Here is a 25045-nt window from a genome sequence, read left to right on the forward strand (position 1 = left end):
TCGACCTCTACGCTAACCACCCCGACCACCGCTCGAGCGCGGAGTACGCGGCATCCCGGGCGTCCGGGCGGGACAGGAAGACGTCGTGGAGCGCCCCGTCGATGCGCGCGATCGTCACCTCCCGCGCGATGCGCGTGGCCGCGCGGGCGATGTCGTCGACGACGAGCACCGAGTCGCTCGAGAGCATCGCGTCGCTCCAGCTGAGCGCCGAGGTCGACCGCTTCGACAGCAGCACGAGCGCGGGGCAGCCGATCTCGACCCCGGATGCCACCCGCGCGTGGCCGGCGACCACCGCGGCGAGCCAGCCCGGGTGGGTCGGGAATCCGCGCTCGGGTCGCCACCCGTCGGGGCTGTCGGGGAGCGTGCCGACCTCGCGCTGCGCGCGCGTGTAGAACCCGAGGTCGACGGCCGGGTGCGTGCCGAGCGGATCGATTCGCGCGCGAGCGTTGAGGATCGGAGCGAGGGCCTGCCGGCCGAGCGGGCCCAGCTGCAACTCCAGCCACGGGCTGTTGAGCACGACGGCGTGCGCGCGCCCCGGATGCCGCGCCGCCCACAGCGTCAGCGTCAGTCCGCCCGTGCTGTGCCCCAGGAGCACGAGGCGCCGACCGTGCGCTCCGGTGCCCATGGCATCCAGGGCGGCCTCGATGTCGGCGTCGTACACGTCGAGCGCGGCGACGTAGCCGCGCGTCTGCCCCGGACGGATGCTGCGCCCGTACTTGCGCAGGTCCAACGCGTGGAACCGAGCGCCGCGGTCGGTGAAGAAGCGCGCGAGACCCGTCTGGAAGAAGTAGTCCGACCAGCCGTGCACGTACAGCACGTCGGCGTCGCGCCACGGTCCGAACAGGCGCGCGCCGGGGTGCGGCATCGCCCGCACGAGCGTGGCGACGATCTCGCCCTCGTCGTCGCTCCCCAGCGGCAACGTCTGCTGCTCGAAGCCGGGCCCGAGGATGTCCGGATGCCACTCCCCCATGGCCACAGCCTAGAGCGGGGTCGTCAGGCGTGCTGCTGCTCGCGCGCGGCGCGCTCCTTGGCCCGCTCCAGCGCGCGCGTCCGCGCGGCGCGGGCGTCCTCCTCCAGCTTCTCGGCCTTGGCCTCGTCGCGGGTGAGGTTCACGCCCGTCTCCGGGTCGAACAGGTGCAGCGAGTCCGGGGAGAACCACAGGCGCGCAGCATCCCCCGCGCGGATCCCGCTCATGGCATCCAGCGCCACGACGAGTTCGGTGCGCAGGCTCTCGCCGTCGAGGTCTCGATCGAGCTCCGACAGCTTGTCCTTCACCGTCGCATCGGTCTCATAGGGAACGTAGGCGTACAGCACCTCGCCGAGCCACTCGGTCATCTCGATGTCGAGCTCGGCGGTGACTCCCCCGTCGAGGTCGCGCTCCGTGGCGTCGGCGTCCTCGAACGCGTCGGGACGGATGCCGACGATCACGAGGTCGCGCCCCTCGACGGCCTTCCGCAGCCGATCGTCCAGCGGGACGTCGGCGATGGGGAGCCGGAGCGTGTCCCCGTCGACGGTCCCACTGAGGAAGTTCATCGGCGGTGACCCGATGAAGCCGGCGACGAACAGGTTCACCGGCTGGTCGTAGAGCCCGCGGGGGCTGGCGACCTGCTGCAGCTCGCCGCGGCGCAGCACCGCCACGCGGTCGCCCAGGGTCATGGCCTCGGTCTGGTCGTGCGTGACGTACACGGTCGTGATGCCGAGCGAACGTTGCAGGCGCGCGATCTCGGTGCGCATCTGGCCGCGCAGCTTCGCGTCGAGGTTCGACAGCGGCTCGTCGAAGAGGAAGGCACTGGCGTTGCGCACGATCGCGCGGCCCATCGCCACGCGCTGACGCTGACCGCCGGAGAGGTTCGCGGGCTTGCGCTCGAGGTGCTCGTCGAGCTCGAGGAGCTTCGAGGCGCGGCGGACGCGCTCGTCGATCTCCTTGTCGTCGAGGTCGCTGGATTTCAGCCGCATCGGGAACGCGATGTTCTCGTACACGGTGAGGTGCGGGTAGAGCGCGTAGTTCTGGAACACCATGGCCAGGTTCCGGTCCTTGGGCGCCTTGTCGTTGACGACCTGATCGTCGATCCTCAGTTCGCCGTCGGAGATGTCCTCCAGGCCGACGATCATGCGCAGCAGCGTCGACTTGCCGCAGCCCGACGGCCCCACGAGGATCACGAACTCGCCGTCGGCGATGTCGAGGTCGACGCCCTTGACCGCCGTGAAACCGTCGTCGTAGGTCTTGACGATCCGGTTGAGGGTGATGGATGCCATGGACTGTCTCCTTAGCCTTTGACGGCGCCCTGCGTGAGACCGGACACGATCCGGCGCTGGAAGATCACGACGACGATGACGATGGGGATGGTGACGACGATCGCGGCGGCGGAGATCGCGCCGGTGGGTTCCTCGAACTGCGAGGCCCCGGTGAAGAACGACAGGGCCGCCGGCACCGGGCGGGCGGCATCCGTCGAGGTCAACGAGATGCCGTAGACGAAGTCGTTCCAGGCGATGAAGAACGCGATGATCGCGGTCGTGAACACGCCGGGCGCGGCCAGCGGCACGACGGTCTTGCGGAACGCCTCGAACGGGGTCGCGCCGTCGACCTGCGCGGCCTGCTCGAGCTCCCACGGGATCTGACGGAAGAAGGCGGCGAGGGTCCAGATCGAAATGGGAAGCGTCAGTGACAGGTACGGGATGATGAGCCCGAGCCAGGTGTCGTACAGCCCGATGACGCGCCACAGGTTGAACAGCGGCGTGACGATCGACACGATCGGGAACACCGACACCGCCAGCGCGGTGGTGAGGATGATCCGCTTCCCGGGGAAGTCCAGCCGCGCGATCGCGTAGGCGCAGAGGGTCGCGAGCACCACCGCGATGAACGTCGCGATGAGCGAGATGCCGATCGAGTTGCGCAGCGCCGGCAGGAACAGGTCCTGGGCGCTGCCGCCGGGAGCGAGGATCGTCGCGTAGTTGTCGAGCGTCCACTCCTGCGGTAGCAGCGTGCCGGAGAAGAGCCCCGCCGGGGTCTTGAAGGACGTCATCGCGATCGAGAAGACCGGGAAGAGCGACCACACGAGCACGACGGCGATGATCACGAGCCACGTGATCCGCTGGGGCCAGGTCATCGCGCGCATCACCCATTCCTCCCGGCCGACAGGTCGACTTTGAAGCCCTTGATGAACATCCCGGCGATGATCAGCACGCTGAGGAACAGCAGCACCGAGATCGCCGATCCGAGTCCGATCTCCAGGCGCCCGATCGAGGTGTTGTACGCCAGCAGCGACAGCGCCTCGGTGTTGTTGGCACCCGCGGTCATGATGAAGATGTTGTCGAAGATGCGGAACGCCTCGAGGGTGCGGAACAGCACGGCGACCATGATCGCGGCCTTCATGTTCGGCAGGATGACGCGGCGCAGCACCTCCCACGGGGTGGCTCCGTCGACCTTCGCCGCCTCCTCCAGATCGCCCGGCACCTGCGCGAGGCCCGACAGCAGCAGCAGCGAGATGAACGGGGTCGTCTTCCACACCTCGCTGAGGATGATCACGACCAGCGACGTGTTCTGCGCGGCGAACCAGTTCAGGTTCTCGTCGAACCCGGGGATCCACGACAGCCAGTTGTTGACGTACCCGCCGGAGTTGATGTCGAAGGCGTAGAAGAAGGCGAAGGCCGACACGACGGTGATGATCCCGTAGGGCACGAGGATGGCCGTGCGGGCGAAGCCCCGCAGCTTCTTGATCGCGCGGTGCATCACGAGCGCGAACCCGAAACCGATGACCAGTTCGAGCAGCACCGTCACCACGGTGATGAACAGCGTCACCCCCATCGACTGCCAGAACGCCGGGTCGCCGAGGATCACCTGGTAGTTGCGGAACCAGATGAACTCCCGGTCGTCGGGGGCGGTCAACCGCAGGCTGAACAGCGAGTCCCACAGCGCCTGCACGATCGGGTACAGCGTGACCAGCAGCATGATGCCGAACGCCGGTCCCGCCAGCATCCACCCGAGACGTGCCTCCGCGCGGGCGCGGTCGGAGCGCTTCTTGTGGGGTTTCGCGGCCTCCTGCGGCCGTGCGTTCTCGGTCCTCGGCTTTCCGGCCGAGGCGATCTCCGTCGTCACAGCAGCCTCTCCCCTCTCAGCACCGCGAGGATGAAATCGGTCGAGGTCTGCGGCGTCGAGTCGGGGCTCACCGCGGTGGGCGGATGCCACGTGCGCTGCAGACCGATCGAGATCTCGTTGTAGTACGGCGTCTGCGGACGCGGCGCGCCCAGGTCGAGCGATTCCTTGATCGTGTCGGCCATCGGGAACTTCTCCTGCACCTCCGGGTCGTCGTACGCCGCGGCGTTCGACGGCGGGTTGCCGTTGGTGACGAAGTACTGCGCCTGATTCTCGGGGCTCACGATGCACGCCACCGCCTGCCACGCGAGGTCGGTGTGCGCGCTGTACGCCCCGACGCCGAGGTTGATGCCTCCCACCGGCGGCGCCGCCGGGGTTCCGGCATCCACTCGGGGGTAGACCGCCCAGCCGAGGTCGTCGACCACCTCGGGGGCCGCACCCTGCATGGCGGGGTACACGAAGGGCCAGTTCACCATGAAGGAGCCGTCGTCGCCCTGGAACAGATTCATGCTGGCGTTCTCGTCCGCGGTCGGCAGCCCCGATCCGCCGAGGCCCGACGCACCGATCCGATTGATGATGTCGGCGGCCTTCTTGCCGGCGTCGGTGTCGAGTCCGAGCTGCATCTCGTCGGGCTTGGCATCCGGGTCCTCGAGGATCTTGCCGCCCGCCGAGGCGACGAGGGCGTTGATCCACACCGTCAGCGATTCCGCGAGGGCGCCCTGGACGCCCAGCTTCTTGTCCTGGTCCTCGGCGGCCTGGATGACCTGGTCCCACGTCACCGGCCGAGTCATGTCGAGTCCCGCCGCCTCGGCGACGGACTTGCGGTACCAGAGCAGCTGCGTGTTGGCCCAGAACGGGACCGTCACGAGCTCGTCCTTCCAGCTCGCCGACTGCACGGCCCCCTGCACCACCCCGTCGGTGTTCCGCAGATCCTCGGGCACCGGCGCAAGGAAGCCGGGCTCGGCCAGCTCGGGGATGAACGGCGGATCCAGGCTCATGATGTCCAGCGAACGGTCGCTCGCCGCCAGCCGCCGCGCCAATTGCTCGCGCTGCGACGCCGCATCCCGCGGAAGCAGCGACGTCTGGATGCGGTACGCCCCGTCGGCGGCCTCGGTGCAGGATGCCGCGATCTCGGCCTGACCGCCGTCGTCGGGGTTGATGTACCACGTGAGGGTCGGCACCCCGTCACCCGCCGAGCAGGCCCCGAGCGTCCCCGCCAGCACGAGGGCCGAGACCCCGGCCGCGATCCGTATCACCCTTCGCATCCGGCCCCCTCGCCTCGGTGCGCGGGCGATGCTGCCCGGCGTCGTGCGATCCATCCTGCCGAGGGGGCTCGGATGCGGTCGCGAGGGTTGCCCCGGCGGTGGGGTGGGTGTTACTCGCGCGCGCGGCGCGGGGGCGTGCTGCGGGGTGCGGGGGCGCGCTTACTCGCCGCGCGAGACCCGGATCATCTCGTCGCGCGGGACGACCTTGATGCGCGCGCGCTCGTGCGGCGCGCCGAGGGCGATCTCGTGCTCGTCCAGACGGTGCCAGCCCGCGAGGTCGGTCCAGCGCACTCCGCGCTCGGCTAGGAGCGCGGGGATCGCCTCCTCCTCGGGGTGCGCGGGGCGCCACCACTCGGCCTGGTCGTTGATGACGTGGCGCACCGTCTCCATGGCATCCGACTTGGTGTGGCCGATGAGGCCGACGGGTCCGCGCTTGATCCACCCGGTGGCGTAGAGGCCCGGGATCCGCTCGTTCGAGTCGGATGCCAGCACCTGGCCCTCGTGGTTCGGGATCACGCCGTGACGCTCGTCGAACGGCACGTCGGCCAGCGGCGAGCCGAAGTAGCCGACGGCGCGGTAGATCGCCTGGATCGCGACCTCGCGGATCTCTCCGGTGCCGGTGACGCCGCCCTCGGCGTCGGGCTTCGTGCGCTCGTACCGGAACGCGGCCACGCGGCCGTCGGCATCCGTCACGACCTCCACCGGCTTCGCCCAGAAGTGCAGGTGCAGGCGGCGGGAGGCCTCTCCCCCGGCGTTGTTCACCCCCGGGCGGGTGCGCCACTGCTGCAGCACTCGGTCGATGACCTTGACCTGCTTGTTGGTCTGGATCGCCGTGAGCGAGGCCTCGTCGTAGTCGAAGTCCTCGTCGTACACGACCATGTCGACATCGCGAAGCTCGCCCAGTTCACGCAGCTCGAGCGGGGTGAACTTCACCTGCGCGGGGCCACGACGACCGAACACGTGCACGTCGGTGACGGGCGAGGCCTTGAGCCCCTGGTACACGTTGTCGGGCACCTCGGTGGGCAGCAGGTCGTCGGCGTGCTTGGCGAGCATGCGCGTGACGTCGAGGGCGACGTTGCCGTTGCCGATCACGGCGACAGACTCGGCCTCCAGCGGCCACTCGCGAGGGACGTCGGGGTGGCCGTCGAACCAGCTGACGAAGTCGGCGGCGCCGTAGGACCCCTTCGCGTCGATGCCGGGGATGTCGAGGTCGGCGTCGCGGATCGCGCCGGTGGCGAAGATCACGGCGTTGTAGTGCTGCTTGAGGTCGTCGAGCGTGATGTCGGTGCCGAAGTCGACGTTGCCGAAGATCCGGATGTCGCCCCGGTCGAGCACCTCACGCAGAGCGGTGATGACGCCCTTGATGCGCGGGTGGTCGGGGGCCACGCCGTAGCGCACCAGGCCGTACGGGGCGGGGAGCTGCTCGAACAGGTCGATCGACACGTCGAACTCGCGCTCGGCCTTCAGCAGGATGTCGGCGGCGTAGATGCCCGCGGGTCCGGCGCCGACGATGGCAAGGCGCAGCTTCGTCATGGAAATCCTCTCGATCGCGATCGGGGGGTGGGAAAAAGTCAGGCGGAGCGGTCGGCCACCGCGCGGGCGAACCGCGTCAGGGCCTCGCGGACGGCGCCGTCCGGAAGGGGCGCGAGGGCATCGATCGCCTCTTGCGACCACCGGTGGGCGAGGTCCAGCGTCTCGCGCGTGGTCTCGTGCTCGCGCAACTCCGTGAGCGGATCGTCGAGGATCGCGGGATCCGCGCCGGCGGCGATCCGGTCCTGCCCCTCGTCGATGCGCGCGCGCAGATCGGCCGAGGCCCGATCCGACCGGTGACCGAGCAGCAGGTACGGCATGGTCGGCACGCCCGCGCGCAGGTCGGTGCCGGGCACCTTGCCCGTCTCGGACGGGTCGGGCGACAGGTCGATCACGTCGTCGAGCAGCTGGAAGGCGACCCCGGCCTTCTCTCCGAAGACGACCATCGGGGCCTCGAACTCCTCGGGCGCGCCCGAGTAGATCACGCCCGACTGAGCGGCGGCGGCGATGAGCGACCCGGTCTTGTCGGCGAGGACGCGCAGGTAGAACTCGACGGGCTCGTCGCCCTCTTGCGGGCCGACGGTCTCGTGCATCTGACCGAGGACGAGCCGCTCGAACGTGTCGGCCTGCAGCTGGATCGCGCGCTCGCCGCGCCGGGCCATGAGCTGACTGGCGCGGGAGAAGAGGAGGTCGCCGGTGAGGATGGCGATGTTGTTGCCCCACACCGTCTGGGCGCTGGGCACGCCGCGGCGCTTGTCGGCGCCGTCCATGACGTCGTCGTGGTAGAGCGAACCGAGGTGCGTCAGTTCGAGGGCCGTGGCCACCTCGACGACCTCGGGCGTCGTGCCTCGACCGAGCTGCGCGGTGAGGATCGCGAGCATCGGGCGCACGCGCTTCCCGCCCGCCTCGTACAGGTATCGGGCGGTGACGTCGGCGAGCTTGTCGGCGCTGCGCACCTCACGCTCGAGGGTGCTCTCGACGAGGTCGAGGCCGGCCTCGACGGTGGACAGCAGGGTGCGCGCGCGCAGCCCGCCGAAGATGCGGTCACTCAGGCCCAGCTTGCCCGACAGGCGGGTGCCGGCCGCGGGCGGTCTCGGGGTCACGGTTTCAGCCTATCCTGGCGCGGTCCGGGGCAGCCGCCGGTATCTCGACGGTTGACAGCGCGCGCCCCCGCGGCGTCACGCCCCGGGGTTCGTCCCGCGGTGGAGCGCCACGATGCCGAAGGTGAGGTTGCGGTACGCCACGTCGACCCACCCGGCATCCCGCATCCACGCCGCCAGCGTCGGCTGGTCCGGCCAGTCGCGGATGGATTCGTTGAGGTAGTCGTACGCCTCGGCGTTGGAGCTCACCGCCTTCGCCACGGTCGGGAGCACCCGGTCGTTGTAGAAGCGGTAGAGGCCGTTGAACGCGCGGGACGGCGGGTGCGAGAACTCGCACACCACGATGCGCCCGCCGGGCTTCGTGACCCGGCGCAGTTCCCGCAGCGCGCGGCGCGGGTCGTTGACGTTGCGGAGTCCGAACGACATCGTCACCGCGTCGAACTCCCCGTCCTGGAACGGCAGGTCGGTGGCATCCGCCTGCACGAACTCGAGGTTCGGGACGTTCCCGTGGCGACGTCGCCCCTCGGCGATCATCCCGCGGGAGAAGTCGGCCGCGACGACGTGGGCGCCGCTGGGGACGAACGCCATCGACGACGTGCCGGTGCCGGCGGCGAGGTCGAGGATCCGCTCGCCTCGCTTCGGGGCGACGGCCTTCAGGGTGGCCACGCGCCAGAACCTGTCGTTGCCGAGACTCAGCACCGAGTTGGTGCGGTCGTAGGCCGCGGCCACCTGGTCGAACATTCCGCTGACGCGCTGGGGGTCCTTGCCGAGATCGGCGCGGTTCGGGTCGCTGCTCACCCGTCGAGTCTAGGCGCGGCCGGACTCGCCGTCCCCGGCTTGCGCGAGGTCGGCCAGACGCTGCAGCCAGGGCCCCGTGACGTCGTCCGAGAAGGGCGCCTCTCGGTCGCGCACCCGGCGCTCCAGGTCGACGGCCACGGACTCGAGGTGCGTGACGACGTCGGCCGGGTAGCCGTACCGCACCCGATGCTCGTCCCACTCGTCGCGGTCGTCGATCCACGTGCCCCGCTCGTCGGTGCGCCGCACCACGTCGAGGTCCATGTCGATCCCCACGGGGGCGCCGTCGTCGTCCCATCCGGCATCCCACGCGAGATCGATGTAGACGGCGACCGGGTGCGGGGCGGCGTTGTGCGTGAAGGCCCAGTCGCCGCTGGCCGGGACGAGGGTGACGTTGGGCTCGCGGCAGACGAACTCGCGGCCGGGGCGGACGCTGCGCCACCCGATCTGCTGCCCGAACCAGTCGCCCCAGTCGTCGCTGCCGAGGTAGACGCAGTCCTGCTCCCAGTGCGGGGACCCGTCCCACTTGCGCCAGCGGAACACGAGCCGGGTGCCGGGTGCGGGTCGGGACGTCATGCCGCGAGTCTAAGTCGCGGCGCATGCACGACAGGTGACTGTGCTGGCGTCCTGGCGCTTCCATGCCCCGAGTCTCAGTCGCGGTCTACTGTGGAAAGGTGCAGCAACCGGCGGATGACCTCGTCCCGCGTCTGCGCGTCGTCACGCGCGAACTCTCCCCCATGGACGACGTCCTCGACTACACGACGGGCTACGACCCGCTGTTCTGGAGCCGCCGCGGAGAGTCGCTCGCGGGCTTCGGCGACCTGCTGACGCTGCGGTACACCGGCGCGCAGCCGGGCGACGCGACGATCGCGGATCGCTGGCGCCGGATCGCTGCCGCCGCCGACATCGACGACCCCCTGGGCCTGCCCGGTACGGGGCTCGTGGCCTTCGGCTCGTTCGTGTTCGACCCCCGGTCGGAGCGCGAGAGCATCCTGCGGGTTCCCGGCACGATCGTGGGACGCCACGGCGGTCGCGCGTGGGTCACGCGGCTGGCCTTCGCCGACACCCCCGACGAGCCCGAACCCGAGCTGCCGCCCCGCTCCCCGTTCGGTCCGCACTGGTCGGCCACGCTCGGTCCCGGGAGGCAGACCGCCGAGGGATACCAGGAGGCCGTGCACCACGCCGTCGAGGCGATCGGAGTGGGAAAGGTGCGGAAGGTCGTGCTCGCGCGCGACATCGTCGGCACGATCCCCGCCGGCTCCGACCGGCGCCGTCTCGTGCGGTCGCTGCTGGAGGGCTACCCCGACTGCTGGGTGTTCGCCGTCGACGGTCTGATCGGCGCGAGCCCCGAGACGCTCGTCACCGTCTCGCGCGGCACCGTCACCGCCCGGGTCCTCGCCGGGACCACGGCGCGCGGAGGCGACGCCGACAGCGATGTCGCCGCGGCCCTCGCCCTCACCGAGAGCGCGAAGGACCAGGAGGAGCACCGGTTCGCCGTGCAGAGCGTCCTCGCCGCGCTCCGCCCGCACACCTCGGCCCTCGCCGCCGCCGAGCAGCCGTTCACGCTGAAGCTCCCGAACGTCTGGCACCTGGCGACCGACGTCGAGGGCGAGCTGTCGGAGGCGGCATCCTCGCTCGATCTCGTCGCCGTGCTCCACCCCACCGCCGCGGTCGCCGGAACCCCCACCGCGGTGGCGATGGACGTCATCCGCCGCCTCGAGCCCTTCGACCGCGGGCGCTACGCCGGGGCCGTCGGCTGGATCGGCGCGTCGGGCGACGGCGAGTGGGCCATCGCCCTGCGCTGCGCGCAGATCGACCCCGCCGCCCCCGCATCCCCCACCGCGACGATCACCGCATACGCGGGCGCCGGGATCGTCGCCGAGAGCGTGCCCGAATCGGAGCTGCTCGAGACCCGCGTCAAGTTCCGGCCGATCGTCGAGGCCCTGGCCTAGGACTCGGCGAGCCGCTGCTTCTCGGTCGCGACGTCGTAGTCGGCCGCGGGCCACTGCGGGTCGATGTCCGCGAGGGCGTCGATGAGCAGTCGCTGCACGGCGAGCCGCGCGTACCACTTGCGGTCCGCGGGCACGACGTGCCACGGGGCGAGCGGCGTGGAGGTGCGCTCGAGCGCCACCTGGTAGGCATCCATGTACTCATCCCACAGGGCACGCTCGTCGACGTCGGACGGGTTGTACTTCCAGTGCTTGTCGGGCCGGTCGAGACGGGATGCCAGTCGCTCTCGCTGCTCGTCCTTCGAGATGTGCAGCATGACCTTCACGACCCGGATGCCGAGCTCCGCCGCCTCCGCCTCGAACGCGACGATCGCCCCGTAGCGCCGCTCGATCTCGTCGGCCGGAGCGAGGGAGCGGACGCGGCCGATGAGCACGTCCTCGTAGTGCGAGCGATCGAAGACGCCGAGGCGACCGGCATCCGGGAGGCGCTTGCGGATGCGCCAGAGGAAGTCGTGCGACAGCTCCTCGGCGGTCGGCTTCTTGAACGAGGCCAGCTCGACTCCCTGCGGGTCGACGGCGCCGACGACGTGCTTGACGATGCCGCCCTTCCCGGCGGTGTCCATCGCCTGTAGCACCAGCAGCACCGACCCCGTCGCCGTGCCGGCGACGCTCTGTGCGAAAAGACGCTCCTGCAGATCGGCCAGCGGCGCGACGCCCGCGTCCAGGTCCGCCTTGCCCTGGTCCTTGTCGCCGTCGTAGCCCGGGGTGGACCGGGAGTCGACATCGGCGAGACGGAACCCCGGTGCGACGTTCAGGGCGACGGCGGCGGGCGTGGTCCAACGGCTGTGCGAACTCATCGACACATCGTGCCGTGCCGGAAGACCCTGCGCCAAGAGGTTGACGCCGCGCGGGTCAGCGCTCGAGCGGAACCTCGATGAGCTGGCGACCGCCCGCCGGGGACGTGAGGGCCTGGTCGAGCGCGACGCGCGTCGTCACGCGGAGGTACTCCCAGCCGTACGCGAGCGCGAGCTGCTCAAGTCGGACGTTCTGGGGCGTGTACTGCACGCGCTCCATCGCGTCGGCACCGGCGACGCCGGCGACCTCGAGTCCGTCGAAGATCGTGCCGCCACCGTCGTTGCCGACGATGACCTGAAGCCGCGGCTCGTGCTCCCCGGGGGGAAGGAGGAGCGCCCCCACGTCGTGCAGGAACGCGAGGTCGCCGAGCAGGACGCGCGTGACGCCCGGACGTTCGTCGTCCTGGCTGGCCAGGGCGACACCGGTCGCGGTCGCGATCGTCCCGTCGATGCCGGCGAGCCCGCGGTTGGCGTGGACGGCCACCTTCTTGCCCCCGAGCAGTTCGTCGGCGACCCGGACGAGACGCGACGACCCGAACACGAGCCGGTCGTGGGGCCAGGTCGCGCGCCACAGGGCGTCGACGAGGGCGGCACGGTCGACGGGAGCGCGGATCACCGCGACCTCGGCGTTGATCGCGCCGAGTCGCTCGTGCGGAACGGCGGACGCCAGCCCGTCCGCGTCGGGAGCGGGAGGGCTCAGATCGACGACCGCAGCGCGCGACGCGCGCATCCACTCCCCCAGCCACGCGCGGTCCCCGGCACCGTCGGCATCCACGGCGTCCGCCGCCCGGGTCGCCCCGTTGAGGTTGATGGGCTCGCCCGGGCCGCGCACCGCGATCACCTCGACGTCCTCACGTCCGAGCAGGCGCGCGATCTCGCGGCTCAGGGTGGGGTGCCCGAACACGACGACCCGCTCGATGCGGCCACCGAGCGCCGGGTCGCGCAGGAGCGTGCGGTAGGCGTGCACGACGTGTCGGCCGTACCGCGCGCCGCTGACGATCTCGGCGACGAGCGGGAAGCCGCCGCGGTGGGCGAGCTCCTCGGCCGCGGGGCCCGCATCGGCGCCGGCGACCACGATCGTCCGTGGCCCCGGTTCGAGGATCACCGGCGCCTCGGGCTCGGGTGCCACATCCGCGATCCCGATCCCGCCCCCACCCTGGTACAGAGCTCCGGATGCCTCGTCGGCGGCCGGATCACCGGGCGCAGCGGGTCGCGTCGCACGGTCCACGAGCCACGCCGGGGCGGCACCCGCGAGTGGTTCGCGCAGAGGGACGTTGAGATGGACGGGACCGGCCGGGCGCATGCCCTCTCCCAGCGCCGCGGCGAGCGCCGTCGCGGCGACCGCGTCGAACGCGGCGGTCTGGGGGCCGGTGGCATCCGGATCCACGGTGTCGGGGACGGAGAGATCGGCCTCGAACCGGGTCGTCGAATGGAAGAGCCCGGGCTGCCGGGTGGTCTGGTTCGCGCCGACGCCGCGCAGCTCCGGGGGACGGTCGGCGGTGAGGAGCAGCAGCGGAACGCCGGAGTGGTGGGCCTCCAGGGCGGCGGGCAGCAGGTTCGCGACCGCCGTGCCCGACGTGCAGATCACGGCGGCGGGCATCCCGGTCTCGCGCCCGATGCCGAGGGCCGTGAACCCCGCGACGCGTTCGTCGATGCGCACGTGCAGGCGCACGAGTCCCGCGCGCTCCAGGTCGGCCGCCACGAGGGCCAGGGCCTGCGACCTCGACCCGGGGCTCACGACCAGGTGCCGCACGCCGCGGGCGACGAGCCCGGCCAACAGTGCGGCAGCCGCGTCCGTCGACGGCGCTGCGGCGCCCGTCTCCCCCTGTGCCACGGTCAGCCGACGGCGCCGCGCTGACCGCGGGTGTCGTCGTCGCCCGGCTTCCCGCCGGGGTCGTCGCCGTCCGGCTTCGGCGCGGGTCGGCTGTCGCGCGGATCCTCGCCCTCGGAGTCGAGCTGAGCGAGCTCCTCCTCGAGGCGGCGGATGCGCTCGTCCTGATCGGCGCGCGCACGGGCGGAGAGTCCGCCGAGGAACTCGGGGTCGTCGTCCGGAGCACGTCGGAGCACCGGGCCACCGGCGCGACCGCGGCCGATCACGAACCACAGGATGCCACCGAGCACCGGCAGCAGGATCACGATCACCATCCACGCGGGCTTGCTGACGCCGCGGTGGCGGGTCGCCGGTTGAACGGCGCAATCGACGATCGTGTAGACCCAGAACGCGGTCGCCACGAGCGCCAGGATCAGCAGCAGGCGTGCCATGCAGTGATTCTACCGGCGCTGCCTGGGCGGCGGCCGGGCGCCGGGCGAGGGCGGAGCGGTCGTAGAGTGGTCATATGCGTGCCCGTTCCGCCCTGGTCTACACGGTGCTGCGTCTCCTCGCCTTCGTGGTGCCGCTCGGCATCCTGCTGCTGTTCCCCGTCTTCCAGGAACTGCCGTGGCTGGCCGCGGTGTTCGCCGCCCTCATCGGTCTGAGCCTGTCGCTGCTGTTCCTGCGACGCCCGCTCGACCAGGTCACCGGCGACCTCGCCGAGCGCCGTGCCGCGCGCCAGGCGAACGACCGCCGCACCGCCGCGGAGCGCGACGCCGACGTCGAGGACGCGGTGGTCGACGCGGCCGGCGATGACCGGCCCGACGCGACGCGCTGAGCCTCAGGCCACGAAGGCCCAGAACAGCACGGCTCCGTACGCGACGGACGTGAAGCTCGTCACCTGCAGCGCCACGATGAGTTCGCGCGGTGACCGGTAGGTCCACACGATGAGGATCGCCGACAGGGCTCCCAGCAGCGCGATGAGCGTCAACCACGCGATGGGGTAGACCAGGGCGAGGAACACCGCGATCCCGAACGGCACCAGGACGAACAGCGTGAACAGCACCTGCGTGGCCCGACGGCCGATGAGCACCGAGAGCGTGCGCTTGCCGGCGAGACGGTCCTGATCGATGTCGCGCAGGTTGTTCGCCAGCAGCACCGCGCACGCGAGCAGACCCGCGGCCACGGCTCCGAACCACGCCTCCTGCGGGAGTGCCTGCACCTGCAGCCACGTCGTCCCGAGCGTGGCGACGAGGCCGAAGAAGACGAAGACGAACACCTCGCCGAGGGCGTTGTAGCCGTAGGGCCGCTTCCCGCCGGTGTAGAACCAGGCGGCGACGATGGAGGCCGCACCCACGGCGAGGAGCCACCACTGCCCGGTGCGGATCACGAGGGCGAGCCCCACGACCGCGGCGAGCGCGAAGAACGCCAGCGCCACGATGAGCACCGTGCGCGGCTTCGCCTTCCGGCCGCCCGTCAGGCGGCCGGGGCCCACGCGGACGTCGTCGGTCCCCCGGATGCCGTCGCTGTAGTCGTTGGCGTAGTTCACCCCGATCTGCAGCGCGAACGCGACCGCGAGGCACGCGAGGGCGATCACCCCGTGGAGCTGGTCGTCGACGAGCGTCGCGGCGCCGGTGCCGATGAGCACCGGGGTGATCGCGAGCGGCAGCGTCCTCAGGCGCGCGGCACCGACCCAATCGCGCGCGGTCGCGCGTGTCGCCGCGTGCGGCGCGGGACGGTGCGCCTTCTGGGGGTTGCCGCCGGGACGCCGCTTCGGGGCCGGACGCGAGCGCTTGCGAGACTGTGCTGCCACGGAGGGAAAGCCTAATTCTTCGCGGAGCCGAACCGTTGCCGCAGGGCGGCGCGGTCGGGCTTCCCGGAGGCCAGGACCGGCAGCGCGTCGACCAGGATCACCCTCGCGGGCCGGGCGACGGGTCCGACCGCTGCGGCGACGGCGGTGCGCACACGTTCGAGCGTCTCCCGTTCGCCTCCGGGCGCCGCCACCACGACGGCGGACCCCTGCCCCCACTGCGCGTCCTCGACCGGGATCACGACGGCGGACTCCAGACCCGGGATGCCACGAACCGCCGCCTCGACCCGGTCGAGCGAGACGTTCACGCCGCCCGAGACGATGACGTTGTCGAGGCGCCCGGTGACCCGCAGCACTCCGTCGGCGAACTCGCCGCCGTCACCGGTGCGGTACCACCGGGTACCGGCGGCATCCATGGGGAAGACCTCTGCCGTGCGGTCGGGATCGCCGAGGTAGCCGTCGGCGAGGGTCGGGCCCGAGATGCGCACCTCGTCGTCGACGATCGCGACCTCCACCCCGTCCAGCGGGACCCCGTCGTACACGCACCCGCCGCTGGTCTCGGTCGACCCGTACGTCCGCACGATCCGCACGCCGGCCGCGGCCGCCCGCTCGCGCAGGGGGACGGGCAGCGCCTGTCCGCCGATGAGGATGCGCTCGAACGAGCGGAGTGCCCGGAGAACCTCGGGGTCGTCCTCGGAGGCATCCAGCAGCCGCTGCAGTTGCGCGGGGACGAGAGACGTGTAGGTGGGGACGCGCTCGCCGTTCTCGTGCGACGCCATGCCGAGAGCAGCCGCGGCGAAGGGCTCGGGACGGAAGGGCCCGGCCAGGACCGCCGGCTCCCGCCCGTTCACGAGCGCGCGCACGAGGACCTGCACGCCCGCGACGTAGGTCGCCGGCACCGCCAGCAGCCACGCGCCCTCGCCGATGCGCGCCGCCGTCGCGAAAGCGCTCGCGATCAGAGCGTTGCGGCCGATCGCGACCGACTTCGGCACGCCGGTCGACCCCGACGTCGTGATGACCGCCGCCGTCCCGGCCGCCACCTCCTCCGGCAGCCCGCCGCCACCCAGGGCGACCGCGGGCCCCGCCCCCAGGACGGCGTGGCGCAGCGCACGCAGCACGTCACGGGGATCGTCGGATGCCGCCGCCTCCAGCTTCACGACGGCACCGGGCCGCGGCATCCCGGGTTCAGTAGTGCCACGGGACGCCCGACCAGTCGGGGTCGCGCTTCTGAAGGAACGAATCGCGGCCCTCGGCCGCCTCGTCGGTGCCGTAGGCGAGCCGCGTCGCCTCTCCCGCGAACAGCTGCTGCCCGACCAGCCCGTCGTCGACCGCGTTGAACGCGAACTTCAGCATGCGGATCGCGGTCGGCGACTTCGTGAGGATCGTCCGGGCCATGGCCAGCGCCTCGCGCTCGAGGTCGGCGTGCGGGACGACGCGGTTGACCGCGCCCATCTCGTACGCCCGCTGCGCCGAATACTCCTCGGCGAGGAAGAAGACCTCGCGCGCGAACTTCTGCCCGATCTGACGAGCGAAGTAGGCCGAGCCGTAACCGGCGTCGAACGACCCCACGTCGGCATCCGTCTGCTTGAAGCGACCGTGTTCCGCGCTCGCGATCGACAGATCGCACACCACGTTGAGCGAGTGACCGCCGCCCGCCGCCCATCCCGGGACCACCGCGATGACGACCTTGGGCATGAAGCGGATGAGTCGCTGCACCTCGAGGATGTGCAGACGCCCCGCCCGACCGTGGTCGGCGACCGACGTCTCGTCGTCGGAGTACTTGTACCCGTCGCGCCCGCGGATCCGCTGGTCGCCGCCCGAGCAGAACGCCCAGCCCCCGTCCTTCGGGCTCGGACCGTTGCCGGTGAGGAGCACGACGCCGATGCGGTGGTCCTGCCGGGCGATGTCGAGGGCCCGGTAGAGCTCGTCGACGGTGTGCGGACGGAAGGCGTTGCGCACCTCCGGTCGGTCGAACGCGATGCGGGCCACCCGGCCGTCGTGCGTGACGTGGGCGGTGATGTCGGTGTACTCCTCGGCGCCCGGCGCGAGCGTCCACTCGGCCGGGTCGAAGATGTCGGAGACCTTCACGTCACTCAGGCGTTCTTGCTGTCCCGCCAGGCGAGCCACCGCTCGATGATCGAGTAGTCCCAGTCGGGACCGGAAAATCCGAGCGTGAACAGGCGCGTGCCGGCGTCGTACAGCGCGTCGGCGACGGTCTCGTCGCGGTCCTTGAGCTCGTTCGACACGATGAGACCCGACAGGTCGCGCCCCTCGGTCTCGGCCCAGCGCTCGATGACCCCGAACTTGTGGGGCAGTTCGTCGGGCGTGACGAAGCTGTGCCAGATGTCGGCGTGGCGGGCGACGATGCGCAGCGTCTTCTGCTCGCCCTTGCCGCCGATCATGACGGGGATCTTGCGGGTGGGGGCGGGGTTGAGCTTGCCCCAGCGGTCGACGATCCGGTCGAGATCGCTCGCGAGGGCGTTCAGGCGGGACCCTGCCGTCCCGAACTCGTAGCCGTACTCGTCGTAGTCGCGCTGGAACCAGCCCGATCCGGTGCCGAAGATGAAGCGACCGGTGTCGCCGCCCTTCTTGCTGATGTGGTCGACCGTGCGGGCCATGTCGGCCTGCAGGTCGGCTCCCCGGTAGCTGTTGCAGTTGACCAGCGCGCCGAACTCCACGCGCTCGGTCTGCTCGGCCCAGGCCGCGAGCATCGTCCACGACTCGAAGTGCTCGCCGTCGGGGTCGCCGTAGAGAGGGAAGAAGTGGTCCCAGTTGAAGAGGATGTCGACCCCCATCTCCTCCAGACGGAAGACGGCGTCGCGGATGTCGGAGTACTGCACGTGCTGCGGCTGGATCTGGACGCCGAGCCGGACCGGGGTGTCGAAGAGCATGCCGCCAGCCTATTCCCGGCGTCCGACACCGAGGCCAGGATGGGGGGATGAGTCCCCTCCCGCCGCTCACCGACGTCCTCGCCACCGCCCGCGTCGTGGCCCTCCCCCTCGCCACCCGGTTCCGCGGTATCCGGACGCGCGAGGCCGTCGTGTTCGAGGGTCCGGAGGGATGGACGGAGTTCTCGCCGTTCGTCGAGTACGGCGACGCCGAGGCCGCGACGTGGCTCGCGGCCGCACTCGAGTTCGGCTGGCATCCCACCCCTCCCCCGGTGCGCACCCGCGTCGTCGTCAACGCGACGGTCCCCGCGGTGCCCGCGTCCGAGGTCGACGGCGTGCTCGCCCGCTACGACGGATGCCGCACGGCCAAGGTGAAGGTCGCCGAAGCGGGCCAGGTGCTCGCCGACGACGTGGCGAGGGTGCGTGCGGTGCGCGCGGCGATGGGCCCCGAGGGACGCGTCCGCATCGACGCCAACGGCGGATGGAACGTCGACGAGGCCGAGCGCGCCGTCCACGCCCTCGCCGAGTTCGACCTCGAGTACATCGAGCAGCCGTGCGCCGAGGTCGAGGAGCTCGCCGAGCTCCGGGAGCGCATCGGCTATCTCGACATCCCCGTCGCCGCGGACGAGAGCGTCCGCAAGGCGAGCGATCCGCTGCGTGTCGCCCGCGCGGGAGCCGCCGACCTGCTGGTGATCAAGGCGCAGCCGCTCGGCGGCGTGCGCGCCGCTCTGGCGATCGTGGCGGAGGCGGGTCTTCCCGCGGTGGTGTCGAGCGCCCTCGACACGTCGGTGGGGCTGTCGATGGGACTCGCCCTCGCCTCCGCCCTGCCCGACCTGGAGTTCGACTGCGGCCTCGGTACCGCGGCGCTGTTCACCGAGGACGTCGTCGCCTCGCCCCTGCGTCCGCACGGCGGCGCACTCCCGGTGACCCGTGCGACCCCGACCACCGCCTCGCTCGACCGGGTCGAGGCATCCGCCGACCGGTGCGACTGGTGGCTGCAGCGCCTGACGCGCTGCTACCGCCTCCTGGAGGCCGACCTCACTCGAGGATGAGCGTCAGGATGTGCGAGAGCCGAGCGGCGAGCTCGGGCTGCGCCGCGCGCGGGTCGCGACCGGCGATGAGCGCGTGCTCCGTCGCCGAGACCCACATCGACAGCAGCAGCTCGGTCGCGGCCTCCGGGGGAACCCGCAGGCGCAGGCCCCGCGCCTCGGCGATGTCGCGGACGAGGTGCGAGACGTTCTCGGACAGCCCCCGGTCGAGGGCGAGGTACGCCACGGCGAAGTCCGCGTTGCGCAGCGCCTGCGTGCGGATCTCGGCGTTCAGGAGCACGTCGAGTCGATCCTGGGCGGCGATCTCGAGCACCTGCTGGACGAGATTGCGCAGCTCCGTGTGCGCGTCGAGGTCGTTCGCCTCGAGCGAGGCGATGCGTTCGCGCAGCGTCGCGAGCGTCGCCTCCGCCGACCTCTCGCACAGCGCGAGGAACAGCTCCTCCTTCGAGGCGAAGTTCGAGTAGAAGGCGCCCCGGGTGAATCCGGCGCGCTCGCAGACGGCCTCCACCGACGTCGCGTCGATGCCCTCTTCGGCGAACAGCTGGGCCGCGGCATCCATGAGTCTGGTGCGGGTGTTCTCGCGTCGTCGCGACGGCGCCGGTGCCGTATCGGTCATGCGGCGCTCCTCTGGCTTCACGGGCGAGACTCAGGTTGGCCCCGCATCCCGACGACTACGATACATTGTTGTATCCGATACGGTGCTGTATCGACCCACCGCCGACCTCGGGAGCAGCCACCGTGTCCACATTCCTGTACACCCTGGGCCGTTGGTCGTTCCGCCACCCGTGGCGGGTCCTCTCGGCCTGGCTGCTCATCCTCGTGCTCGCGGGCGGCGGGGTCGCGCTCTTCGCCAAGGGCACCGACAACACGTTCGCGATCCCCGGAACCGAGTCGCAGGCCGGTCTCGAGATGCTCTCGCGCACCTTCCCGCAGGTGAGCGGCGCCAGTGCCGACATCGTGGTCGTCTCCGCCGACGGAGCCGGTGTCCGCGACCAGGGATATCAGGATGCCATCGGCACGACGATCTCCGACATCGAGAAGCTCGACTTCGTCGAGGCCGTCACCGACCCGTTCGACGAGCGCATCTCCGGCGGGGTGTCCGACGACGACCGTGCCGCCATCATCCGCATCCAGTTCTCGGGTGAGGCCACCGAGGTGCCCACCGCTACCGAGGACGGCCTGCGCGAGGCCACCACGGCGCTCGGCACCGCCCTCCCCGCGGGGTCGCAGGCGGTGCTGGGCGGTCAGCTCTTCGCCACCGAGATCCCCGGCGCGAGCATCACCGAAGCCCTCGGCGTGGTGATCGCCGCGATCGTCCTCATGCTGACGTTCCGCTCGTTCCTCGTGGCCGGGATGCCACTGGCCACGGCGATCCTCGGCGTCGCGCTCTCGGTCGCCCTCATCTTCATCGCGACCGGCTTCGCCACGGTGTCCTCCACGACGCCCCTGTTGGCGGTGATGCTCGGACTCGCCGTCGGCATCGACTACGCCCTCTTCATCGTGTCGCGACATCAGGATCAAGTGCGCGGCGGCATGGACCCCGAGGAATCCGCCGCCCGCGCCACGGGCACGGCGGGCTCGGCGGTCGTGTTCGCCGGCATCACGGTGCTTATCGCCCTGATCGGCCTCGGCTTCGCCGGCATCCCGTTCCTCACCACGATGGGCGTCGCCGCATCCGTCGCCGTCGCCATCGCGGTGTGCATCGGGCTGACGCTGACGCCCGCCTTCCTCGGATTCGCGAAGGGCCGCGTGGTCGGCTGGGGCTTCGCCCGGAAGCGGACGTCCGGACGCCGCCGCCGCACGATGACGGCGGAGCAGAGCACCGAGGCCGACGCCGCGGCCGAGGCCGCTCGCGCCGGGAAGGCGGCCGCCCGCAAGGCCCGCACCGAGCGCAACGGCCCGGCCAAGCGCTGGGTCGGCCTGGTGACGCGGCATCCCGTCGTCACCTCCGTCGCCGTCATCGGTCTGCTCGGCGTCACCGCCATCCCCGCCGGGAGCCTCGCGCTCACGCTCCCCACCGCGGGACAGCTGCCCCCGGGCAACGAGGCGCGCACCGCCTACGAGCTGACAGACCAGTACTTCGGTCCCGGTGCCAACGGTCCGCTCATCATGACCGGCACGATCGTCACCTCGAACGACCCGCTCACCCTCATGACCGACATCGGCGATGAGGTCGCGAAGATCCCCGGCGTCGCGCAGGTCGCCCTGGCGACCCCGAACCAGACGGCCGACACCGGCATCGTGCAGATCGTGCCGGAGACGGGGCCCGAGGATCCCCGCACGGCCGACCTCGTGCGGGAGCTCCGCGCCGCCGAAGACCGTCTCTACGACCAGTTCGGCGTCCGGCTGCTCGTCACCGGGTACACCGCCGTCACCATCGACATCTCCGACCAGCTCGGCGCCGCGCTGCTGCCGTTCGGCCTGTTCGTCGTCGGACTGTCGCTGATCCTGCTCATGATCGTGTTCCGCTCGATCTGGGTGCCGCTGACCGCCGCGGGCGGGTACCTGCTGTCGGTGGCCGCCTCGTTCGGTGTCGTCGCGGCCGTGTTCGAGTGGGGCTGGTTCGCCGACGCGCTGCACGTGGCGAAGGTCGGACCGATCATCAGCTTCATGCCGATCGTGCTCATGGGCGTGCTGTTCGGCCTGGCGATGGATTACCAGGTGTTCCTGGTTTCGCGCATGCGCGAGGACTACGTGCACGCCGACCGCGAGGGCCGCACGCCCCGCGAGGTCGCGCTGGGGGCGGTCCGCAGCGGCTTCATGGGCTCGGCCCGCGTGGTCGTGGCCGCCGCGGTCATCATGTTCTCGGTGTTCGTCGCGTTCGTGCCGGAAGGCGATTCGAGCCTCAAGCCGATCGCGCTGGGCCTCGCCGTCGGCGTCGCCGTCGATGCGTTCCTCGTGCGCATGACCCTGGTCCCCGCGGTGCTCGCGCTCCTGGGCGCGAAGGCGTGGTGGATGCCGCGCTGGCTCGACCGGCTGCTCCCCAAGCTCGACGTCGAGGGCGAGGCCGTCGAACGCGAGATCGGCCTCCGGGATTGGCCGACGGAGCCCGCCATCGCCCTCGCCGCCGACGACCTGCGCGCCGCCACGTCCTCCGACGACGAGGAGCCCGCGTTCGCCGACGTCCACCTGCGCGTCGGATACGGCGGCACCCTGCTGGTGACCGGCGAGACGCGCGTCACGCGTCCCCTCCTGCTCGCGCTCGCCGGCCGACTCTCCGCGGTCGAGGGTCGCCTGCGCGTCGACGGCCTCCTGCTCCCCGAGCGAGCCGGCGCCGTCCGCTCCCGCGTCGGGCTGGCACTCCTCGACGATCCCGGATCCGCCGTCGACGAGGTCGCCCGGGCGCTCGCCGGCCGCACACGCCTCGCGGTGCTGTGCGACGTCGACCGGCTCGACGCCGACACCCGTTCCGACGTCGCCGAGGAACTCCGACGGGCCGCCGTCGCCGCGCGCGAGCGCGCCGACGATGCCGGGTCAGCGTTCACGCTGGTCGTGTCGGCCCGCGACGAGCGTCGCGCCCTCGCCCTCCTCGCCGACGCCCACCGCCCGGACGTGACCTCGCTCGCGCTCCCCGCGCCCCACCGGCACCGCCCGGCCCCCGAGTCCTCCACCGATCTCTCCGAGGTGTTCGCATGACCGTCCCCGTCGAGCGCTCCCGCTCGCGTCGCCCCGTGACCTGGCTGACCCTCATCGGCGTCCTCCTGCTGCCGGCTGTGATCGGCGGCATCCTCGTCGGCGCGCTGTACAACCCGACCGATCGCCTCGACAACATCACCGCCGCAATCGTCAACGACGACAAGCCCGTACAACTCAACGGCCAGACGGTGCCGTTGGGTCGGCAGCTCACCGGCGGGCTCGTCCAGGGCGCGGACGACCAGCCGAGCAACATCGACTGGGTCATCTCCAACGACGAGGATGCCGCGGCGGGCCTGAAGGACGGCACCTACACCGCCGTCGTCACCATCCCGGAGAACTTCACCTCGGCGGCGCTGTCCACCCGCCCCGGCGAGACCCCTGAACGCGCGACGATCGGGCTCGAGACGGCTCCCGACGCGCGCGTGGTCGACGGCGCGATCACCGCGCAGCTGGCATCCACCGCCTCCTCCGTGTTCGGCACCGAGCTGTCGTCGCAGTACCTCACGAACGTGTTCCTCGGCTTCACGACCCTGGGCCAGAAGCTCGGGGAGGCGGCCAGCGGCGCGCACCAGCTCGCCGACGGCGCCGGGCAGGCCGCGACCGGCGCGACCACGCTGACCGACGGCCTCGGGCAGCTCTCGGACGGCGCCGATCAGGTCACGTCCGGGGCGCAGCAGCTCGCGGCCGGCACGACCCCGCTCGCCGACGGCGCCTCGAAGATCGCCGGCGGCGCGACCGCGCTGGCCGGGGGGACGCGCGAGGCCGCCTCCGGCGTCCGCGACCTCGCGGACGGCAACAAGGCGCTGGCGGCCGAGATCAACGACCTGGCCGACCAGATTCCGCCGGGCTTCGCGCAGGCAGCGACCGACCTCTCGAACGCAGCCCCGAAGGTGAACGACGCGCTCGTGGAGGCGGCCGCGGCGCTGCAGAAGGCGGCGGACGAGTGCACCGGCACGCCCGCGCAGTGCGACGCGCTGCAGAAGGCCGCCGCCGACGCGAACGCGGCGCTCCCGCAGGCCACCGAGACGGTGACCCAGATCGGCACTCTCGCCGGTCAGGCGGCGAAGCTCCCCGCCGGAGTCCGCGCGATCGCCGACGCGAACCAGAAGCTCGCCGACGGCGGGTTCACGGCCGCGAACGGCATCGACACGATCGCCGGCGGCATCGACGGCCTCAGCACCGGCGCGAGCCAGGTGGCCGACGGCACGCGTCAGCTGGGAGCCGGCGCCGCCGCGCTCAGCTCCGGCGCGGCGCAGGTGGCATCCGGTGTCTCCGCATCCCGCGACGGCTCCGCGCAACTCGCGGACGGCGTCCAGCAGGTGGCATCCGGAACCTCCTCGCTCGCCGACGGACTCGACACCGCCGTCGCCCAGCTGCCCACCTACACCGACACGCAGGCCACGAACCTCGCGAAGGTCGTCGCCGACCCGGTGTCGGCCGCGGGCGTGAGCACGTCGCTCTTCGGCATCTCGGCGGTCCCGCTGCTGGCCGTGGCCGTGCTGTGGTTCGGCGGGGTCGCGTCGTTCGTCGCGTTCCAGGCCGTGTCGGCGCGGGCGCTCACGAGTCGGCGCGCGTCCGGGCTCGTCGCCCTCCGCGGCTTCGCCCCCGCGGCGATCGTCGGCGCGGTGCAGGGGCTCCTCGTCGCCGCGGTGGTGCAGGTGGCATCCAACTACGACTGGGGCGACTGGGCGCTGTTCGCGCTCGTCTGCATCGCCGCCGGCGTGGCCTTCGCCGCCGTGAACCAGGCGCTCGTCGCGGTGTTCGGCGGCGCCGGCCGCTGGATCGCCGCGATCGTCGGAGCGCTCGCCATCGCGGCCAACATCGTTTCGACGGTGCCACCCGTGCTCGCCGGCTTCGCCGCGCTGCTGCCGACATCGCCGGCGTATTCCGCGATGCTGGGCGCGCTCGCGTCGTCGGGGGGCGTCGGCACCGGGATCGTGGCGCTGGCGGTCTGGGCCGTGCTGGCTCTGATCGTGACGACGCTCGTCGTGGTCCGCCGCCGTACGGCGTCCGTCCGCACCGCCGCCCAGCCCGCGTAGGCGGGCGCGGCGCCGGGGTCGCGCGCGGGTGCACTCGGTCGAGTGTCCAAGACACGCCGTATGGCTCCACGGCGTCGCGGCGTGTCTTGGACACTCGACCGGGTGAGGTGCTTCGCGACGGCTCCTCCACAGCGGTGCTGTTGTGGAGAGCGCGCCGCGCACTCGAACCGCTGGGACTGAGATGGGAGGGTGCGTCCTCGCCCCCTCCCTCCGCGTCTCCCCGATGC

At 71.6% G+C, this 25045-nt stretch carries 22 protein-coding genes; 5 read left to right on the forward strand and 17 right to left on the reverse strand.

What is annotated here, in order from left to right; all coding sequences use genetic code 11:
• Positions 1 to 7 precede the first annotated feature (7 nt).
• From CSIV_RS16360 to CSIV_RS16400, 9 genes are all read right to left on the reverse strand, one after another.
• On the reverse strand, positions 8 to 970 hold the full coding sequence (locus tag CSIV_RS16360; protein ID WP_077052374.1) for an alpha/beta hydrolase: 963 nt from the start codon (positions 968 to 970) through the stop codon (positions 8 to 10).
• Between the two features lie 23 nt (positions 971 to 993).
• Positions 994 to 2256 carry an ABC transporter ATP-binding protein gene (locus tag CSIV_RS16365; protein ID WP_077052375.1) on the reverse strand — a complete coding sequence of 421 codons (1263 nt, stop codon included), beginning with the start codon at positions 2254 to 2256 and terminating at the stop codon, positions 994 to 996.
• An 11-nt stretch (positions 2257 to 2267) separates the two neighbouring features.
• Positions 2268 to 3116, reverse strand: a complete 849-nt coding sequence (locus CSIV_RS16370; RefSeq protein ID WP_077052376.1) for a carbohydrate ABC transporter permease — start codon at positions 3114 to 3116, stop codon at positions 2268 to 2270.
• Complete coding sequence (locus CSIV_RS16375) at positions 3116 to 4096, reverse strand: carbohydrate ABC transporter permease (protein WP_283286243.1); 981 nt, start codon at positions 4094 to 4096, stop codon at positions 3116 to 3118. The genes CSIV_RS16370 and CSIV_RS16375 overlap by 1 nt, the downstream gene beginning before the upstream one ends.
• A complete protein-coding gene (locus CSIV_RS16380; RefSeq protein ID WP_077052377.1) occupies positions 4093 to 5358 on the reverse strand; it encodes an extracellular solute-binding protein in 1266 nt (421 codons plus the stop codon). Before CSIV_RS16380 ends, CSIV_RS16375 begins: the two co-directional genes overlap by 4 nt.
• A 159-nt stretch (positions 5359 to 5517) precedes the next feature.
• Complete coding sequence (locus CSIV_RS16385; RefSeq protein WP_077052378.1) at positions 5518 to 6891, reverse strand: FAD-dependent oxidoreductase; 1374 nt, start codon at positions 6889 to 6891, stop codon at positions 5518 to 5520.
• A gap of 38 nt (positions 6892 to 6929) precedes the next feature.
• On the reverse strand, positions 6930 to 7991 hold the full coding sequence (locus CSIV_RS16390) for a polyprenyl synthetase family protein (RefSeq protein ID WP_077052379.1): 1062 nt from the start codon (positions 7989 to 7991) through the stop codon (positions 6930 to 6932).
• A gap of 75 nt (positions 7992 to 8066) precedes the next feature.
• A complete protein-coding gene (locus tag CSIV_RS16395; RefSeq protein WP_077052380.1) occupies positions 8067 to 8786 on the reverse strand; it encodes a demethylmenaquinone methyltransferase in 720 nt (239 codons plus the stop codon).
• A 9-nt stretch (positions 8787 to 8795) separates the two neighbouring features.
• Positions 8796 to 9359 (reverse strand): DUF402 domain-containing protein, encoded by a 564-nt coding sequence (locus tag CSIV_RS16400; protein ID WP_077052381.1) that lies wholly within the window; start codon positions 9357 to 9359, stop codon positions 8796 to 8798.
• 161 nt (positions 9360 to 9520) lie between these two features.
• On the opposite strand from CSIV_RS16400, the gene CSIV_RS16405 reads away from it, so the two are divergent.
• A complete protein-coding gene (locus CSIV_RS16405) occupies positions 9521 to 10735 on the forward strand; it encodes an isochorismate synthase (protein WP_077052728.1) in 1215 nt (404 codons plus the stop codon).
• Here CSIV_RS16405 and CSIV_RS16410 read toward each other — a convergent pair.
• From CSIV_RS16410 to CSIV_RS16420, 3 genes are read right to left on the reverse strand one after another with little or no spacing between them, the layout of a single operon-like run.
• Positions 10732 to 11589 carry a polyphosphate kinase 2 family protein gene (locus CSIV_RS16410; RefSeq protein WP_077052382.1) on the reverse strand — a complete coding sequence of 286 codons (858 nt, stop codon included), beginning with the start codon at positions 11587 to 11589 and terminating at the stop codon, positions 10732 to 10734. The two genes, CSIV_RS16405 and CSIV_RS16410, sit on opposite strands and share 4 nt — an antisense overlap.
• Before the next feature lie 55 nt (positions 11590 to 11644).
• Positions 11645 to 13420 carry a 2-succinyl-5-enolpyruvyl-6-hydroxy-3-cyclohexene-1-carboxylic-acid synthase gene (menD, locus tag CSIV_RS16415; protein ID WP_077052383.1) on the reverse strand — a complete coding sequence of 592 codons (1776 nt, stop codon included), beginning with the start codon at positions 13418 to 13420 and terminating at the stop codon, positions 11645 to 11647.
• Positions 13421 to 13422: 2 nt separating this feature from the next.
• Positions 13423 to 13848 carry a PLD nuclease N-terminal domain-containing protein gene (locus tag CSIV_RS16420; RefSeq protein ID WP_077052384.1) on the reverse strand — a complete coding sequence of 142 codons (426 nt, stop codon included), beginning with the start codon at positions 13846 to 13848 and terminating at the stop codon, positions 13423 to 13425.
• A gap of 74 nt (positions 13849 to 13922) precedes the next feature.
• Between CSIV_RS16420 and CSIV_RS16425 the strand changes: the two genes are divergently transcribed.
• Positions 13923 to 14234 (forward strand): DUF4229 domain-containing protein, encoded by a 312-nt coding sequence (locus tag CSIV_RS16425; protein WP_077052385.1) that lies wholly within the window; start codon positions 13923 to 13925, stop codon positions 14232 to 14234.
• Between the two features lie 3 nt (positions 14235 to 14237).
• On the opposite strand, the gene CSIV_RS16430 is transcribed toward CSIV_RS16425, so the two are convergent.
• The 4 genes from CSIV_RS16430 to CSIV_RS16445 are packed head-to-tail and all read right to left on the reverse strand — an operon-like array spanning position 14238 to position 18097.
• Entirely contained in the window at positions 14238 to 15209 is a 972-nt protein-coding gene (locus CSIV_RS16430; RefSeq protein WP_077052386.1) for a 1,4-dihydroxy-2-naphthoate polyprenyltransferase, read from the reverse strand.
• Positions 15210 to 15220: 11 nt separating this feature from the next.
• Complete coding sequence (locus tag CSIV_RS16435) at positions 15221 to 16363, reverse strand: AMP-binding protein (RefSeq protein ID WP_077052729.1); 1143 nt, start codon at positions 16361 to 16363, stop codon at positions 15221 to 15223.
• A 28-nt stretch (positions 16364 to 16391) separates the two neighbouring features.
• Positions 16392 to 17294 carry a 1,4-dihydroxy-2-naphthoyl-CoA synthase gene (locus CSIV_RS16440; protein WP_077052730.1) on the reverse strand — a complete coding sequence of 301 codons (903 nt, stop codon included), beginning with the start codon at positions 17292 to 17294 and terminating at the stop codon, positions 16392 to 16394.
• 5 nt (positions 17295 to 17299) lie between these two features.
• Positions 17300 to 18097 carry an LLM class F420-dependent oxidoreductase gene (locus tag CSIV_RS16445; RefSeq protein WP_077052387.1) on the reverse strand — a complete coding sequence of 266 codons (798 nt, stop codon included), beginning with the start codon at positions 18095 to 18097 and terminating at the stop codon, positions 17300 to 17302.
• A gap of 47 nt (positions 18098 to 18144) precedes the next feature.
• Here CSIV_RS16445 and CSIV_RS16450 point away from each other — a divergent pair, with 47 nt between their 5' ends.
• On the forward strand, positions 18145 to 19146 hold the full coding sequence (locus CSIV_RS16450; protein ID WP_077052388.1) for an o-succinylbenzoate synthase: 1002 nt from the start codon (positions 18145 to 18147) through the stop codon (positions 19144 to 19146).
• Here CSIV_RS16450 and CSIV_RS18175 read toward each other — a convergent pair.
• Positions 19133 to 19759 carry a TetR/AcrR family transcriptional regulator gene (locus tag CSIV_RS18175; protein ID WP_077052389.1) on the reverse strand — a complete coding sequence of 209 codons (627 nt, stop codon included), beginning with the start codon at positions 19757 to 19759 and terminating at the stop codon, positions 19133 to 19135. The two genes, CSIV_RS16450 and CSIV_RS18175, sit on opposite strands and share 14 nt — an antisense overlap.
• A gap of 122 nt (positions 19760 to 19881) precedes the next feature.
• Between CSIV_RS18175 and CSIV_RS16460 the strand changes: the two genes are divergently transcribed.
• Entirely contained in the window at positions 19882 to 22779 is a 2898-nt protein-coding gene (locus tag CSIV_RS16460; RefSeq protein WP_077052390.1) for an MMPL family transporter, read from the forward strand.
• On the forward strand, positions 22776 to 24818 hold the full coding sequence (locus CSIV_RS16465) for a YhgE/Pip domain-containing protein (protein ID WP_077052391.1): 2043 nt from the start codon (positions 22776 to 22778) through the stop codon (positions 24816 to 24818). Before CSIV_RS16460 ends, CSIV_RS16465 begins: the two co-directional genes overlap by 4 nt.
• Positions 24819 to 25045 lie beyond the last annotated feature (227 nt).

The sequence above is a fragment of the Microbacterium sp. CSI-V genome, assembly GCF_001984105.1.
Classification (GTDB): Bacteria; Actinomycetota; Actinomycetes; order Actinomycetales; family Microbacteriaceae; genus Microbacterium.